At 74.8% G+C, this 14,691-nt stretch carries 12 protein-coding genes and 1 pseudogene; 8 read left to right on the plus strand and 5 right to left on the minus strand.

The features are described from left to right. Both ECOMGDLI_RS03825 and ECOMGDLI_RS03830 read left to right on the plus strand, forming a co-directional pair. A pseudogene (locus tag ECOMGDLI_RS03825) lies at positions 1–1,842 on the plus strand (hypothetical protein); the annotation flags it as partial. Between the two features lie 19 nt (positions 1,843–1,861). Next, complete coding sequence (locus ECOMGDLI_RS03830) at positions 1,862–2,464, plus strand: O-methyltransferase (protein ID WP_088313917.1); 603 nt, start codon at positions 1,862–1,864, stop codon at positions 2,462–2,464. Between the two features lie 7 nt (positions 2,465–2,471). Here the strand turns inward: ECOMGDLI_RS03830 and ECOMGDLI_RS03835 are convergent, their stop codons facing one another. Next, entirely contained in the window at positions 2,472–3,518 is a 1,047-nt protein-coding gene (locus ECOMGDLI_RS03835) for a calcium/sodium antiporter (protein ID WP_088313920.1), read from the minus strand. A 72-nt stretch (positions 3,519–3,590) separates the two neighbouring features. Here ECOMGDLI_RS03835 and ECOMGDLI_RS03840 point away from each other — a divergent pair, with 72 nt between their 5' ends. After that, on the plus strand, positions 3,591–4,850 hold the full coding sequence (locus ECOMGDLI_RS03840) for an alpha-hydroxy acid oxidase (protein ID WP_088313923.1): 1,260 nt from the start codon (positions 3,591–3,593) through the stop codon (positions 4,848–4,850). A gap of 24 nt (positions 4,851–4,874) precedes the next feature. On the opposite strand, the gene ECOMGDLI_RS03845 is transcribed toward ECOMGDLI_RS03840, so the two are convergent. Next, positions 4,875–6,461, minus strand: a complete 1,587-nt coding sequence (locus tag ECOMGDLI_RS03845) for a methyl-accepting chemotaxis protein (RefSeq protein WP_088313926.1) — start codon at positions 6,459–6,461, stop codon at positions 4,875–4,877. Between the two features lie 150 nt (positions 6,462–6,611). On the opposite strand from ECOMGDLI_RS03845, the gene ECOMGDLI_RS03850 reads away from it, so the two are divergent. From ECOMGDLI_RS03850 to ECOMGDLI_RS03865, 4 genes are all read left to right on the plus strand, one after another. Beyond that, on the plus strand, positions 6,612–7,628 hold the full coding sequence (locus ECOMGDLI_RS03850; RefSeq protein WP_088313930.1) for an acetamidase/formamidase family protein: 1,017 nt from the start codon (positions 6,612–6,614) through the stop codon (positions 7,626–7,628). 30 nt (positions 7,629–7,658) lie between these two features. Further along, positions 7,659–8,420: an SDR family NAD(P)-dependent oxidoreductase gene (locus ECOMGDLI_RS03855; RefSeq protein WP_088313933.1), complete on the plus strand. Its 762-nt coding sequence runs from the start codon at positions 7,659–7,661 to the stop codon at positions 8,418–8,420. Positions 8,421–8,722: 302 nt separating this feature from the next. Then, entirely contained in the window at positions 8,723–10,084 is a 1,362-nt protein-coding gene (locus ECOMGDLI_RS03860) for a PAS domain-containing protein (RefSeq protein WP_088313937.1), read from the plus strand. Positions 10,085–10,125: 41 nt separating this feature from the next. After that, on the plus strand, positions 10,126–10,668 hold the full coding sequence (locus ECOMGDLI_RS03865; RefSeq protein ID WP_088313940.1) for a DUF1707 domain-containing protein: 543 nt from the start codon (positions 10,126–10,128) through the stop codon (positions 10,666–10,668). A 3-nt stretch (positions 10,669–10,671) separates the two neighbouring features. Here ECOMGDLI_RS03865 and ECOMGDLI_RS03870 read toward each other — a convergent pair whose 3' ends face one another. Beyond that, the gene (locus ECOMGDLI_RS03870) at positions 10,672–11,097 is read right to left on the minus strand and encodes a hypothetical protein (protein WP_088313943.1); all 426 of its coding nucleotides are present in this window, start codon (positions 11,095–11,097) and stop codon (positions 10,672–10,674) included. 106 nt (positions 11,098–11,203) lie between these two features. Further along, on the minus strand, positions 11,204–12,118 hold the full coding sequence (locus ECOMGDLI_RS03875) for a DMT family transporter (protein ID WP_143447499.1): 915 nt from the start codon (positions 12,116–12,118) through the stop codon (positions 11,204–11,206). Between the two features lie 170 nt (positions 12,119–12,288). Between ECOMGDLI_RS03875 and ECOMGDLI_RS03880 the strand changes: the two genes are divergently transcribed. Next, entirely contained in the window at positions 12,289–13,974 is a 1,686-nt protein-coding gene (locus ECOMGDLI_RS03880; protein ID WP_143447500.1) for a penicillin-binding transpeptidase domain-containing protein, read from the plus strand. A 19-nt stretch (positions 13,975–13,993) separates the two neighbouring features. Here ECOMGDLI_RS03880 and ECOMGDLI_RS03885 read toward each other — a convergent pair. Beyond that, positions 13,994–14,691: family 16 glycosylhydrolase (locus ECOMGDLI_RS03885; RefSeq protein ID WP_143447501.1), on the minus strand; the 698-nt coding region annotated here is incomplete at its 5' end.

The following is a 14,691-nucleotide window of genomic DNA, read 5'->3' on the forward strand; positions in this document are numbered from 1 at the left end:
GACCAGCCCGCGGTCGACCTGTCGACGCTGAGCATGATCCCGACCGCGATGGCCGGCGTGCTCAACCCCGACCCGGCCCGCACGCAGACCTCGAGCATCTCCAGCCCCGTCTGGTCGGTCCGGCAGGCCGGCACGAAGATCTTCGTCGGCGGGATGTTCCTCGACGTCAAGGCCGACGCGGCGGCGACCGCCGTCCGGCAGCCGTTCCTCGCGGCGTTCGACCTCACGACCGGCGCCTGGGACTCCTCGTGCCGTCCCGAGCTGGACAACGCCGTCTACGCGCTGGCCGTCTCCCCGACGGGGTCGCTGCTCGTCGGCGGCGAGTTCACCACCGTGAACGGCGTGGCCCGCCCCGGGCTCGTCGCCCTCGACCCCGCGACCTGCGCGGTCGACGCCGGCTTCCCGGACTCGGTCGAGCGCCCGTACTCGAACCAGCGGGCCGCCGTCCGCGACCTCGTCGTCGCCGACGGAAAGCTCTACGTGGCCGGCAACTTCTCCCGCGTGAACGGCCCGAACGGCACGCGGACCGGGGTGTTCAAGGTCGCGCGGGTCGACGCGACCACCGGCAAGCTCGACACGACGTTCAAGCCGGAGGTCACCGGCTCGGGCGTGTGGGGCGTCGCAGTCGACGTGCCGCGCAACCGGGTGCACCTCGGCGGCTGGTTCTCCGGCGTCGCGGCGGCCTCGGGGACGGCCAACTACGCCGTCGTCGACGGGACGACGGGTGCCCTCGTCACCGGCCTGACCGCCCGGCCGCGCAACAACACAGCGCGCCTCGAGGTCTACGACGTCGAGCTCGGCACCGCCGACCGGGTGTACGTCGGCGGCTCGGAGCACATCCTCCAGATGCTCGACGCCGCGACCGGGAACCAGCTCGCCTTCTCGCACACCGGCTACAACGGGTGCGAGGCGACCCGCTTCACCTGGTGCAACTACATCGGCGCGGGCGGGGACTTCCAGGTCGCCGAGCGGATCGGGAAGTACGTCTTCGGCGGCTGCCACTGCAACGACGACTACGTCGGCAGCAGCCCGACGCACTACAGCAGCGTGACGAGGACGTTCACCCGGCACAAGCACCTCATGGCCTACGAGGCCGGCACCCAGACGCTCGTCGACTCGTTCCAGCCCGACGTCGACGGTGCGGTCGAGGGTGCCTGGGCGGTCGGCAGCGACACGAACGGCTGCCTGTACGTCGGCGGCGACTACACCAAGGGCGGCGCCGCCGCCGGGCGCTCGATGTGGGTCTCCGGCATCGCGAAGCTGTGCCCCAAGGCCGCCCCCAAGCCGGCCGGTGACACCACCGCGCCGACCGCGCCGAGGAACGTCGAGGCCGTCGACCTCGGCGGCGGGGTGCTTCAGGTGCAGTGGACCGACTCCACCGACGCCGTCGGGGTCGACCACTACCGGGTCGCCGTGACCGGTGGCGCGTCGGTCGACGCGGCCGCCGGTCCTGCCAAGGTCGCGGGCGTCCCGGCCGGCTCGGCGACCGTCACCGTGACCGCGCTGGACGCCGCGGGCAACACCTCGGCGGGCGCCGCGGTGAGCATCGCCACCGGCAGGACGGGCGGGGACACCGCGTCCCCGACGGCACCGACCGGCCTGACCGCCTCCGCCGCGGCCGCCGGGGGCGCCGCGCTGACCTGGACGGCGAGCACCGACGCCGTAGGGGTCAAGAGCTACCTCGTCTACCGCGACGGCACGTACGTCGGCTGGTCGGCGACCCCGTCCTGGACGGACTCCGCCGCCCCGGCCGGCAGCGCGCTGACGTACACGGTGCGGGCCACCGACGCGGCGGGGAACCGCAGCGTGAAGTCGGCGCCGGTGACGGTGACCCTCAAGTAGGCGTGCCACGATCGGTGCCGTGACGGACCACGTCCCGGTCGAGGTGCCGCTGCCGGCGGTGCCCGACCGCGCCGTCCGGGCGCGGGCCGCGGCCGCGGCGACCGGTTTCCCGTGGAGCTGCAGCGACGCGACCGGCCGGCTGCTCGCGACGCTGGCGGCCGCCAAGCCGGGCGGCCGGGTCGGGGAGTCCGGCACCGGGTACGGGGTCGGCGCCGCGTGGTTGCACAGCGGCATGGGTCCGGCCGGGGCGGCGCCGGCCGGGAGCCTCGTGACGGTCGAGCGGGAGCCGGAGCGGGCGCGGTCCGCCGCGGCGCTGTTCGCGGACGACGCCCGGGTCCGGGTGCTCACGGGTGACTGGCGGCTGCTGGCGGACCACGGGCCCTTCGACGTCCTCTTCTGCGACGGCGGCGGCAAGCGGGACGACCCGGACGCCGTCGTGGACCTGCTCGCCCCCGGCGGCGTCCTCGTGCTCGACGACCTCACCCCGACCGACGACTGGCCGCCCACGTACGAGGGGCAGGTCGACACGCTGCGGGTCCGCTACCTGACCCATCCGGCGCTGGTCGCCGTCCAGCTCGCCGTGGCCGCCGCCGAAGGGGTCGTCGTCGCCGTCCGGCGCTGACGGCGGGTCAGCCGTTGAGGGCCGGCAGCACGGCGACGTACGCGGCGACGAGCACCGCGCCCTCGACCCGCGTGACGCGGTAGCGGCGCCACATGAAGAGCATCGACAGCAGCCCGGCGCCCATCATGACGAGCGAGCCGGTGACGACGAGCGCGTCGCCGCCGGGCCGGCCGGGGGCGAGCAGCGCGACGAGCGCCCCGACGGTGAGCGCGTTGAAGATGTTGGAGCCCAGCAGGTTGCCGACGACGAGGTCGCTCTCGCCGCGCCGTGCGGCCTGCGCCGCGGTGAGCAGCTCGGGCAGCGAGGTCCCCACGGCGACGATCGTCACGCCGACGAACCCGCCGGACAGCCCGGTCGCGGTCGCGATGCCGAGGGCGCCGCGGACGAGCAGGTCCGCGCCCGCCAGGGTGCCGACGAGCCCGGCCAGCGTGCGCAGGACCTCGCGCCGCAGCCGCACCCGCTCCGGAGGCGAGCCGGGTGCCCCGGGACCGGCGTCGTCGGCCGGGTCGGCGAGCATCTCGAGCACCTCCTCGGCGAGCTCGGGGTCGGGCCCGGCCGGTTCGAGGACCGAGGGCACGAGGTTCGTGTCGTCCGAGGCCCGCCGGTCGCGCGCCGTCCACCGCAGCATCAGGGCCAGGGACGCCACCATCGCCGCGGCGAGCACGGCACCGTCCCGCCGGGTCAGCCCGTCCTGCAGGAGCAGCGCGAAGAGTCCTGACGCGGCCAGGCTCAGCGGGACCTCGCGGCGGACGACGGTCGAGCGGACGCCGATCGACGCGACGAGCGCGGCGACGCCCAGCACGAGCGTGAGGTTGGCGAGGTTCGAGCCGATGACGTTGCCGACGCCCACGTCCGCCGCGCCGCCGCCCGCCGCGAGCCCGGAGACGAGCATCTCCGGGGTCGACGTGCCGAAGCCGATGACGACGACGCCGACGACCAGCGGCGGGACGCCGAGGTGGGCGGCGACCCGGGACGCCCCGAGCACCAGGTGGTCGGCGGACCAGGCGAGCAGGCCGAGGCCGGCGACGACGGCGAGCAGGAGGGCGGGGTTCACGGCCCGAGGCTAGGGTGCGCGGGAGCGGGAGGACAGGGCCGTCCCGGCGGCGGACGCGAGGAGGCGGCACGCATGGCAGGTCAGCGCGCGGACGGGAGCGCACCGGGCCGGGTGCCGGTGGAGCGCCGGCTCCCGCGCTGGGCCGAGGTCCGGCCGCTGCTGCGGCTGCGCCCGCCGACCCTGGACCGGACCGCCGCCCGGCTCGCGGCCGCGGCGTCCGTGGCCGACGTCCGGATGCTCGCCTGGCGCCGGACCCCGCGGGCGGTCTTCGACTACACCGACGGCGCGGCCGGCACCGAGGCCGCGCTGCGGCGCTCGCGCAACGCCTTCGCCCGGGTCGAGCTGCGGCCGCGGGTGCTCCGCGACGTCTCCGAGGTCGACCTCACGACGACGGTCCTCGGCGCGCTGGCCGCGGCCCCGTTCGCCTTCGCCCCCACCGGGTTCACCCGGATGATGCACCACGAGGGCGAGCCGGCGGTCGCCCGCGTCGCCGAGCGCGAAGGGCTCGTCTACGCGCTCTCGACGATGGGGACGACGTCCCTCGAGGCGCTCGCCGCCGCGGCGCCGTCCGGGCGGCGCTGGTTCCAGCTGTACCTGTGGCGCGACCGCGAGGCGAGTGCGGACTTCGTCCGGCGCGCGCACGAGAGCGGCTACGAGGCGCTCGTCCTCACCGTCGACACCCCGGTCGGCGGGCCGCGGCTGCGCGACGTCCGCAACGGCCTGACGATCCCGCCGTCGCTGACGCTGAAGACGCTGGCGGACATGGCGGTCCACCCCGCCTGGTGGGCCAACCTGCTCACGACGCAGCCGCTGGAGTTCGCGAGCTTCCGGTCCTCGGGGGGCACGGTGAGCGACCTCGCGTCGAGGATCTTCGACCCCACCGCGACCGTCGCCGACGTCGCCTGGCTGCGTCGGGCGTGGCCGGGCAGGCTCGTCGTCAAGGGCGTCCAGTGCGCGGACGACGCCCGGGCGGTCGTCGACGCGGGTGCGGACGCCGTCGTCGTCTCCAACCACGGCGGCCGCCAGCTCGACCGTGCCCCGGTGCCGCTCGAGGTGCTGCCGGAGGTGGTCGCCGCGGTCGGCGACCGGGCCGAGGTCTACCTCGACGGCGGGGTGCTGTCCGGTGCGGACGTCGTCGCGGGCATCGCCTCGGGCGCGAACGCCGTGCTCGTCGGCCGGGCCTACCTCTACGGGCTCATGGCCGGCGGCGAGCGCGGCGTCCAGCGGGTGCACGACATCCTGCGCGCCGAGGTGCGGCACACGATGCAGCTGCTCGGGGTGACCCGGGTCGCCGACCTCGGGCCGGAGCACGTGCGGCTGCGCGACCGCTGACGCGCCCGGTCCCGGGAGCGGGCCTCACACCCGGAAGCGCGCCACCAGCTCCTCGAGCTCGCTCGACATCCGGCTCAGCTCCTGCGTCGTCGCCTGCGACTGCCCGACGCCCTCGCTCGTGAGGACGGTGGCACCTGCGACGCCGCCGATGTCGTGGGCGATGAGGCCCGCGCTCGTCGCGGCCTCGGCGACGTTGCGGTTCATCTCCTGGGTCGTCGCGGTCTGCTCCTCGACGGCCGAGGCGATCGTCACCTGGTAGTCGGCGATCGAGGCGACCACGTCGGCGATCTCGGCGACGGCCCCGACCGCACCGGCGGTGTCGGCCTGGATGGCCTCGATCCGGGTCGCGATGTCGTCGGTGGCCCGGGCGGTCTCCTGGGCGAGCTCCTTGACCTCGGTGGCGACGACGGCGAACCCCTTGCCGGCCTCGCCGGCCCGGGCGGCCTCGATCGTCGCGTTGAGCGCGAGCAGGTTCGTCTGCTCGGCGATCGAGGTGATGACCTTGACGACGTCGCCGATCTCCCGGCTCGACTCGCCGAGCCGGGTGATGACGTCGGAGGTCGTCTGCGCCGTCCGGACGGCAGACGTCGCGACCCGGGAGGCCTCCGCCGAGTTGTGGGCGATCTCGCGGATCGAGGCCCCCATCTGCTCGCTGCCCGCGGCCGCCACCTGGACGTTGTGCGAGACCTGCTCGGCGGCCGCGGCGGCGGACCCGGCCTGCACCGAGGCCTGGTCCGCGGACGACGCGATCGAGGCGCTCACGGCGCTCAGCTCCTCGGCGGACGCCGCGAGGGCCGTCGCCGAGCCGGCGATGGTGCGGACCATCTCACGGACCGCGGTCTGGGCGGTGGCGAAGGCCCGCGTCATCGCTCCGACCTCGTCGTCGCTCGTCGCCCGCGCGGTCACGGTCAGGTCGCCGTCGGCCATCGCGGCGAGCCCGCGGCCGACCGCGTGCAGCTGGCCGACGATGCCGCGCGAGACCCAGAGCCCCAGGCCGCTCGCGAGGAGGACGCCGAGCACGCAGAGCACCAGGGTCTCGGTGCGCGCCGACGTGTACGTGGCGTGCGTGGCCTCCGCGCGCTCCTTCGCATGGGCGAGCTCGGCGTCCATGGCCGTCTGGAGCGCACCCATCGCCTCCTCGAGGACGGGCTTGACGTGCGTGTCGCGGGCCTGTGCGAACGCGTCGACGTCGTTCCGGTCGCTCGCGGGCAGCAGCTCGGAGTCGCGCAGCCGCAGGTACTGCGCCCAGGCGGTGCGGAACCGGTCGATGGCGGCCCCGGACTCGGCGACCGCCTCGTACGCGGCGACGTCGGCGGCCACCGTCGCGTCGTCGGCGGCCAGCGCCTTCGCGTAGGCGGCCTTGTCCTCGACGGACCGGCTGGCCAGGTGGTTGAGCACGTCGAGCCGGGCCTGCATGGTGTCGCGGCGCAGCGCGGCGAGCTTCCCGAGGGGGACGACGTTGCCCGCGTACATCTGCGCGCTGCGGGCGTCGACGGCGCCCAGCCGGGTGATCGCGAGAGCTGTCACCGCGACCGCGACGGCGGCGGCGAGCAGGACGGCGACGAGCACCTTCGTCGCCACAGTGCGGTTCGTGAACCATCGTGTCGGCATATGTCATTGGTCGGAGCCGCCGTGCGCCCGGCGGACGGGACCTTGGACCCATCACCCGACCGGCGGGGTCCGTGACCCGACCGGGCCAACCGCGCCCGCGGGCCGGGCGGGCCGTTGGCCCGGAGGTCGCCGCACCCCTAGATTTCGCGCATGGACGTCGTGGAGTTCACCCCCACCTTCGAGCAGTTCGCCTACACCTTCGGCGGTGCGGCCCCCGTCATGCGGGTCAGGCCCGGGACCGCGCTGCGGCTGTGGAGCGAGGACGCCTTCAACCATGCGCTCACCGGGGTCGCCGACCTCTCGAGCGAGAAGGTCGACCTGCGGTACGTCAACCCGCAGACCGGCCCGTTCTGGGTCGAGGGCGCCGAGCCGGGGGACACCCTGGCGATCCACTTCGTGGACCTCACCCCGGCGCGCGACTGGGGCGTCTCCGCGGCCATCCCGTTCTTCGGCGGTCTGACGAGCACCGACCGGACGGCGATGATCCAGGAGGCGCTGCCGGACACGACGTGGATCTACCACCTCGACCGGGCGAAGAGCACCGTCGCCTTCGAGGCCCGGCACTCCGACCTCGTCGTCGAGCTGCCGGTGGCCCCGATGCTCGGCACGGTCGGCGTCGCCCCGGCGGCCGGTGAGGTGCGGACGTCGCTCGTGCCGGAGCGCTTCGGCGGCAACATGGACAGCCCCGAGATGCGGGCCGGGACGACGTGCTTCCTGCCGGTCAACGTCGAGGGCGCGCTCTTCTCCATCGGTGACGGGCACTACCGGCAGGGGGAGGGCGAGGCCTGCGGCACAGCCGTCGAGGGCGCCATGACGACGACGCTCATCGTCGACCTCGTCAAGGGCGGCGCCTCGCCGGCCGGCACCTGGCCGCGGCTGGAGACCGACGACCACTGGATGGCGGTCGGCTCGTCGCGCCCCATGGAGGACTCCTGGCGGATCGCCCAGGTCGAGATGGTCCGCTGGTTCGAGCAGCTCTACGGCCTGCACACGATGGACGCCTACCAGCTGCTCTCGCAGATCACCGAGGTCCCGGTCGCCAACGTCGTCGACGCCAACTTCAGCGTCGTCGTCAAGGCGGCCAAGGGCCTGCTGCCCGCCCGGGACGCGTTCGGCGGCATCCACGCCGACCTGCGCGCCCGGGCGGCCTCGCTCGGCCCGATGTAGTCCACCCCACCTCCCAGTCGAAGGACACTCATGGATCTCCAGCTCGCCGGCCGCAAGGCCGTCGTCACCGGCGGTACGAAGGGCATCGGCCGCGCCGTCGTCGAGGGCCTCGTCGCCGAGGGCGCGTACGTCGCCTTCTGCGCCCGCGACGCCGGCGAGGTCGCCGCGGCGAACGCGGCGCTCGGGATCGCCGGCGGCACCGTCTTCGGCAGCGTCTGCGACGTCGGGGACGGCGACGCCCTCACCGCGTGGGTCGCGACCGCGGCCGAGCAGCTCGGCGGGATCGACGTCGTCGTCTCCAACGTCAGCGCGCTGGCGATCCCGGACACCGACGAGAACTGGGAGGCGTCCCTGCGGGTCGACCTCATGGGCACGGTGCGCCTGTACAAGGCCGCGCTGCCGTTCCTCGAGGCCAGCGACGCGGCGTCCGCGGTCACCGTCTCGAGCGTCTCCGGCCGCGAGGTGGACTTCGCGTCCGGGCCGTACGGCACGGTGAAGTCCGCGCTCATCGCCTACACCGCGGGCATGGCGTTCCAGAACGCGGCGAAGAACATCCGGTTCAACACCGTCTCGCCCGGCAACACCTACTTCGAGGGCGGCGTCTGGAACCAGATCAAGGACGGCAACCGCGAGCTCTACGACTTCGCGCTCGGCCTCAACCCGACCGGCCGGATGGGCACGCCGCAGGAGATGGCCGCCGCGGTCGTGTTCCTCGCGAGCCCGGTGTCGAGCTTCACGACGGGCACCAACCTCGTCGTCGACGGTGCGCTGACCCGCGGCGTCCAGTTCTGACCGTCCGCCTGACGGTCCGGTCCTGACGGGCCGGGCGCAGGCCTACAGCCGGCACCACCGCGTCATCGAGGGGCCTTCGGTCACGACAAGTGACCAAAGGCCCCTTGTCGCGTCCCGTGGGTGCGGCAAGGTCGGCGCCTTGGTGCGCCGCGGTGACGTTCTGGCGGGAAAACATCTGATTCCGGCGCCAAGTCCGTCGCAGAGAGTACAGAATACTGTCCGCTACGTGATCAGGCTGCCCGGGTGACGTCCACGGGGCGGTCGAGGCGGGCACGTCCACGCCGGAGCGATCGGGAGGTCCCATGGCGCTCACCACTGCCGTCCAGCCGACGGGCGCCGAGCGCGTCGTCCTGCCCGACGAGCTGTTCTTCTCCACGACCGACCGCCGCGGGATCATCCGCGCGGGCAACTCGGTGTTCTCCCGGATCTCCCGCTACCCGCTCGAGGAGCTCATCGGGAGCCCGCACAACATCGTCCGCCACCCCGACATGCCCGGTGGCGCGTTCCGCGTCGTCTGGGACCGGCTGCTCGCCGGGCTGCCCGTCGCGGCGTACGTCGAGAACCTCGCGAAGGACGGCTCGACGTACTGGGTCTTCGCGACGATCACCCCGGTCCGGGACGGCTTCCTCTCGGTCCGGACGGCGCCCGCGAGCCCGCTCTACGACCCCGCCCGGCGGCTCATGCGCGCCGTCCGCGAGGACGAGCGGGAGCTCGCCCGGCGCGAGGGCCTCGGCAAGGCCGAGGTGGCGGACGCCGGGGCGCTGGCGCTGGAGCGTCGGCTCGCCGAGCTCGGCTTCGGCTCGTACGACGAGTTCATGCTCGAGGCGCTGCCCGCCGAGGTGGCCGCGCGCGGCGACCTCGTGAAGAACCGGTTCGCCCGCCCGCTGGCCACCGGCCCCGCGGCCGACATCCTGCTGGGCGCGACCGGGCTGGACAACACGCTCGTCGACCTCGTGGGCCGGCTCGACGCCTACCGGGCGCTCGCCGACGCGCTCGGCGAGTCCGTGGGCCAGGTCGCCGGCATGGCCCGGCAGCTCGACCGGTCGGTCTCGGTCGCGCAGGCCGCGAGCGCGACCGTCGCGGACACCGCGCCCGTGCTGCGCAACGTCGCCGCCGTGATGGCCGCGCCGATGGGGCAGGCGGTCGGCGCGCTCGACGCCCTCGCCCCGCGGCTGCAGGCGCTGCGGGAGGACGTCGCCCAGCTGCGGCAGCAGATCGCGCTGGCCCAGCTGCACGTCGACATGGTCGCCGCGTTCGCCGCCGAGTGCGTCGACGGTGCGGCCCCGGCCGCCTCGCTCGCCGACGTCCCGGTGCTCTGCGACGCGCTCCGGGCCGGGGTCGAGGAGGTCTCGTCGTCCGCGCTGCGGGTGAACACCGACCTGCTCGAGGTCGGGCACCTCGTGGAGACGGCCGGCGGCCTCGTCGACGAGTTCCGCGGCTTCCTCGGGCAGTGGCGGATCCTCGTCATGCGGCACCGGCTCGGCGCCGCGCTGCGCGAGCACGTCGGCCCCATCGACGACCAGCTCGGCGCGACGTGGGACCAGCTCGCGAGGCTCCGCGAGCTCGGGGCGCACTGCCGGCGGGCGGTCGTCACGGTCGACACGGCGGCGATGGAGTCCGAGCTGGGGCTCGTGCGGCACGCGGCGCTGCGGGTCGCGGCCTGAGGCCGCTTCCGGGCGGACCGCGCCGGGGGCAGGATGAGGGCATGACGGACCAGGGGCCGGACGGCGCGGCGGACGACGGCGGCACGGCACGCGATGAGGGCGGGCTCACCGAGGCCGACCGGGACGCCGCCGTCGCTGCGCTCGACGTCCACCGGGACGCCGGCCGGCTCGACGACGTCGGCTTCGAGGACCGCAGCGTCCGGGCCCGGCGGGCGTGGACGCGGGCCGACCTCGAACTGCTCTTCCTGGACCTGCCCGAGCCGCACCCCGTGCTCGGAACGGCCGCCTGGGGATCGGCGCCGGCCGCGGGGCGCGACCTCGCGCCGTCCGCGCCGTCGTCCCTGCCGCCGTCCGCGCCGCCGTGGGGCCAGGACGCGTCCGCCCCCGTGCCGCTGAGCACGTCACCGGTGCCCGCGCGGCCGCCGCTCGTGTCGCCGAAGACCGCGCAGACCCTCGTCGCGCTCGCGCCGTTCGTGGCGGTCGCGCTCTGGTGGGCCACGAAGTCGTGGATCTTCTTCCTGCTGATCCCCGTGGTCGGGATCGTGTTCGGCGACGCCGCGGGCAAGCGGAAGCGCCGTCGCTGACCGTCAGACGCGGGTGCGGGCGTGCTTCTCGGCGACGATCGCGCGTGCGTCCTCGACCGAGGCGACCTCGTACATCGGGAACCGCCACATGCTGCCGCTGCGGACCCAGCGCATCGCGCCCATCTTGGTGCGGGCGCTGCGCGGGACGACGGTGAGGATCGCCTCGAGACCGCCCTCGCGGTAGCGGGGGAAGACGGAGCGCGTGAGGTGGTCCAGGTCCTTCGCCGAGGGGACACCGGTGCTGTCCGCGGTGTCGACGATGACGATCCTCGCCCGTCCCGACCCGACGAGGTCGGCCTGGACGTCGAGGCTGGCCCTGAAGACCTTGTCGTCCCCGAAGCGGGTCCACGTCACGAGGATCTCGCCCGCGTCCTCGTCGAGGACGACGGTCACCTGTCCGGGGGCGTCGTACACGACGGTGGAGGGCATGGCGCGTCACCTTCGGTCGGTGTCCGGCCACGGGCTGGGGTCGGACGTCACTGGCTCCTGCCCGGTTGGTATCGGACGCGCGACGCCGGGCCTTGACCGCGGCAGGTCACCCCGGCGGCGGTGCGCCGGCCTCGATCCGCGCGCCCTGCGGGGTCAGGTAGAGCAGCGCGACGGCCCCGATGAGCAGCAGCGTGCCGACCGTCCCCGCGACCGTCACCGGCTCGCCGAACGCGACGACGGCGATGACGACGGCGGTCGCCGGCTCCAGGAGCGTGAGGATCATCGCGACCGAGCCCCGCACCGTCCGCAGGCCCGCGTAGAACAGCACGTACGTGAACACCGTCGTCACGACGCCGAGCCAGGCGATGCCGACGAGCGTCCGCGGCCCGACCGGGATCGCGACCCCGCCGGCGAGCGCGAACGGGGTCACGACGAGCAGGGCCACGGCCGTGCTCGCCGCCGTGATGACGACCGCACCGAGCCGGCGGGTCAGGGGGCCGCTCACCATCGTCGAGGCCGCGTAGGACAGCCCGGAGACCAGCGAGGCCGCGATCCCGAGCAGCGGCCGGGGCGCCGCGGCGGCGTCCGCCCCGCTCGCGACGCAGACCAGCCCGAGCCCGAGCACCGCCGAGCCGACCGTCACGACGGTTCGGGCCGACGGCAGCGCGCGCTCCCGGACCGACTCGACGACGGCCGCCGCGACCGGGGCGATCCCGAGCGTGACGAGCGTCCCGACGGCGACGCCGGCCTCCTTGACACCCACGAAGAAGGTCGTCTGGAAGACCGCGAACAGGACCCCGACGAGCACGAGCCGCCACGGTCGCGACGCCTCGGTGCGCAGCGCGCGCAGGCCGGGCCGGCCGACGAGGAGGAACAGCACCGTCGTCGCGAGCACGAGGCGCCAGAAGGTGATCGAGAGCGTCGCGAGGCCGTCGTCCTGGAGGGCGCGGACGGCGGGGCCGAGGGTGCCCCAGAGCACTCCTGCCGCACTGAGCATGAGCATCCCGCGTCGATCCCGCACGTCCGCACGCTAGCGAAAGGTGGGATCACCCGCCGACCCGTTATCCCCGCGCCGCCCGCCGTGGCACGGTTCCGGGGCAACCTCCGGCGCGCGGGGCGCGTCCCCCTGCGTGGACGCCGGCCGCCGGGCCGGGTTCGACGTCCCGGGCGGTGTGGGAGAGGCTGGAGCGCGTGGCGGGGTCTCGGCGGACGGTGGTCGTGCTCGTGACGGTGGGCGCGGTGCTCGCCGGGTCCGCGGCAGGAGCGGGGTTCGCCCTGTTCGGCGGCGGTGACGGGGTGCGGACGAGCGCCGCCACCCCGAGCGCGACGCCCACGCCGTCCGCCACACCGACCCCGACGCTCGTGCCGGGTGCTGACGACCCCGACCCGGTCGTCGCCGCGAAGGCCGTCGGCGCCGCGTACCTCGACGCCTGGGAGACCGGCGACTGGTTGACGATGCAGGGCCAGCTCGACAGCAGCGGCGGCAACCTCGAGCGCGCGCTCGGCGGGATGAACGGCCGGCTCGGCGTCACCGCGGTCTCGACGGAACCGGGCGAGCCGGCCCCGGACGGCGGGTCGCTCCCGTTCTCCGTGACGCTCACGCTCAAGGGCCTCGGCGACGTCACGTGGTCCACCGAGCTGACGATCTCCCGGAACGAGCAGGCCGCGCGCTCGCAGGTGCACTTCACCGCCGCGTCGGTCTACCCGACGCTCAAGGCCGGGCAGCGGCTCGAGCTCGTCGCCTCGCCGGACAGCCGCGGCGACATCCTCGACCGGCAGGGCCGCTCGCTGGCGAAGCAGCCGGACCTCGTCGCGAACGTCCTCGGCCGCTACGACGCGGGCTCGGGGTCCGCGACCGGCCTGCAGCGGGTGCTCGCCGACGACCTCGGCGGCGACGAGAAGCGCTCGGTGGGCGTCGTCGACGTGCAGAACAAGACCGTCGTCGAGGTCGTCAAGACCTTCCCCGGCAGCACCCAGGTGCCGGGCGTCCGGACGACGCTCGACGTCACCTACCAGCGGGCCGCGACGAAGGCGCTCGCCGGCACCCGGTCGAAGGCCGCGATCGTCGCGATCGACGTCCGGACCGGTGAGGTGCGGGCGGTCGCGAACCGGCCGTACACCGGGGTACCGCCCGCGCTGTCGGGGCGGTACGCGCCGGGGTCGACGTTCAAGATCGTCACGGCGCTCGCGGCGCTGCGGAACGGGAAGACCCCGTCGTCGACGGTCTCGTGCCCGACGACGATCAACTCCTACGGGAAGATCTTCAAGAACCACGAGAAGGCGCCGAACCGCTCGATGAGCCTCACCGAGGCGTTCGCGGACAGCTGCAACACGGCCTTCATCGGGCTGGCCCGGTCGCTGCCGTCGGGGGCCCTGGCCTCGGCCGCCGAGGACCTCGGCTTCAACGCCGACCAGCCGTTGCCGGTCGCCTCGTTCGGCGGCTCCTACCCGACCCCGAAGGACAACGCCGAGCTCGCGGCGAGCGCGATCGGCCAGGGCCGGGTCGAGGCGAGCCCGCTGCAGATGGCGAGCGTCGCCGCGGCGGTGGCGAGCGGCACCTACCGGCAGCCGCGGCTGCTCGCGGACTGCCCGGACTGCGTGACGACCCCGATCCCGGAGGCCGCGAAGATCCGGCCGATGATGCGGGCCGTCGTCACCTCCGGCACCGGGACCGCCGCGGCCGGGGTGCCCGGCGGCGCGGTCCACGCCAAGACCGGGACCGCCGAGTTCGGCAGCGGGACGGCGCTGAAGAACCACGCCTGGTTCGTCGGCTGGCAGGGCACGACGGCGTTCGCGGTCTTCGTCGACGTCGGGGCGTCCGGCGGGGAGACCGCGGCGCCGATCGCGGCCCGGTTCCTGCGCGGGCTCGCGTCCTGACGCCCGCTCCGCGCTGGGCCTAGGCCCGGTCCCAGACGCGCACCCAGTCGACGGTGAGCCGCGACGGGAACGGGGTCGAGGCGTCCGGGCTGCCCGGCCAGCGGCCGCCGACCGCGACGTTCAGCAGCAGGTACGCGTCGTGGTCGAGCGCCCAGCGGTCGCCCGCGGGCAGCCGGTCCCGGCGGACCCGGGCGTACTCGTGGCCGTCGAACGCGAACGCGACGTACTGCGGGTCCCACACGACGCCGTAGACGTGGAAGCCCTCGTCGAGGGCCGCGGCGACCGGCCAGTCCCGTCCGAGGCCGGGGCGGACGTGCGGGCCGGGCACGTGCACCCGGCCGCGGACCGTGCGCGGGACGGCGTCGACCGACTCCATGACGTCGATCTCGCCGCAGGCGGGCCAGCCCTGCGGGCAGACGCCGTTGAGCCAGAAGGCCGGCCACAGGCCCTTCCCGGCGGGCAGCCGGAGCCGGGCCTCGTAGGCGCCGTAGCGGTGGGTGAAGGTCTTCTCGGTCGACAGTCGCGCGCTCGTGAAGCCGGGTCCCTCGCGCCGCGCGACGATCTCCAGGGCACCGTTCCCGGTGAGCCGGGCGTTGCGGGTCGAGTCGGTGTAGGTCTCGAGCTCGTCGTTGCCCCAGCCGCCGGCGCCGGTGTCGAAGCCCCAGCGCGAGCGGTCCGGTCCGGCCCCGGCCGGGCCGTCGAACTCGTCGGCCCAGA

It is taken from the genome of Kineosporia sp. R_H_3 (assembly GCF_002198675.1).
In the GTDB taxonomy this organism is placed as follows: Bacteria; Actinomycetota; Actinomycetes; order Actinomycetales; family Kineosporiaceae; genus R-H-3.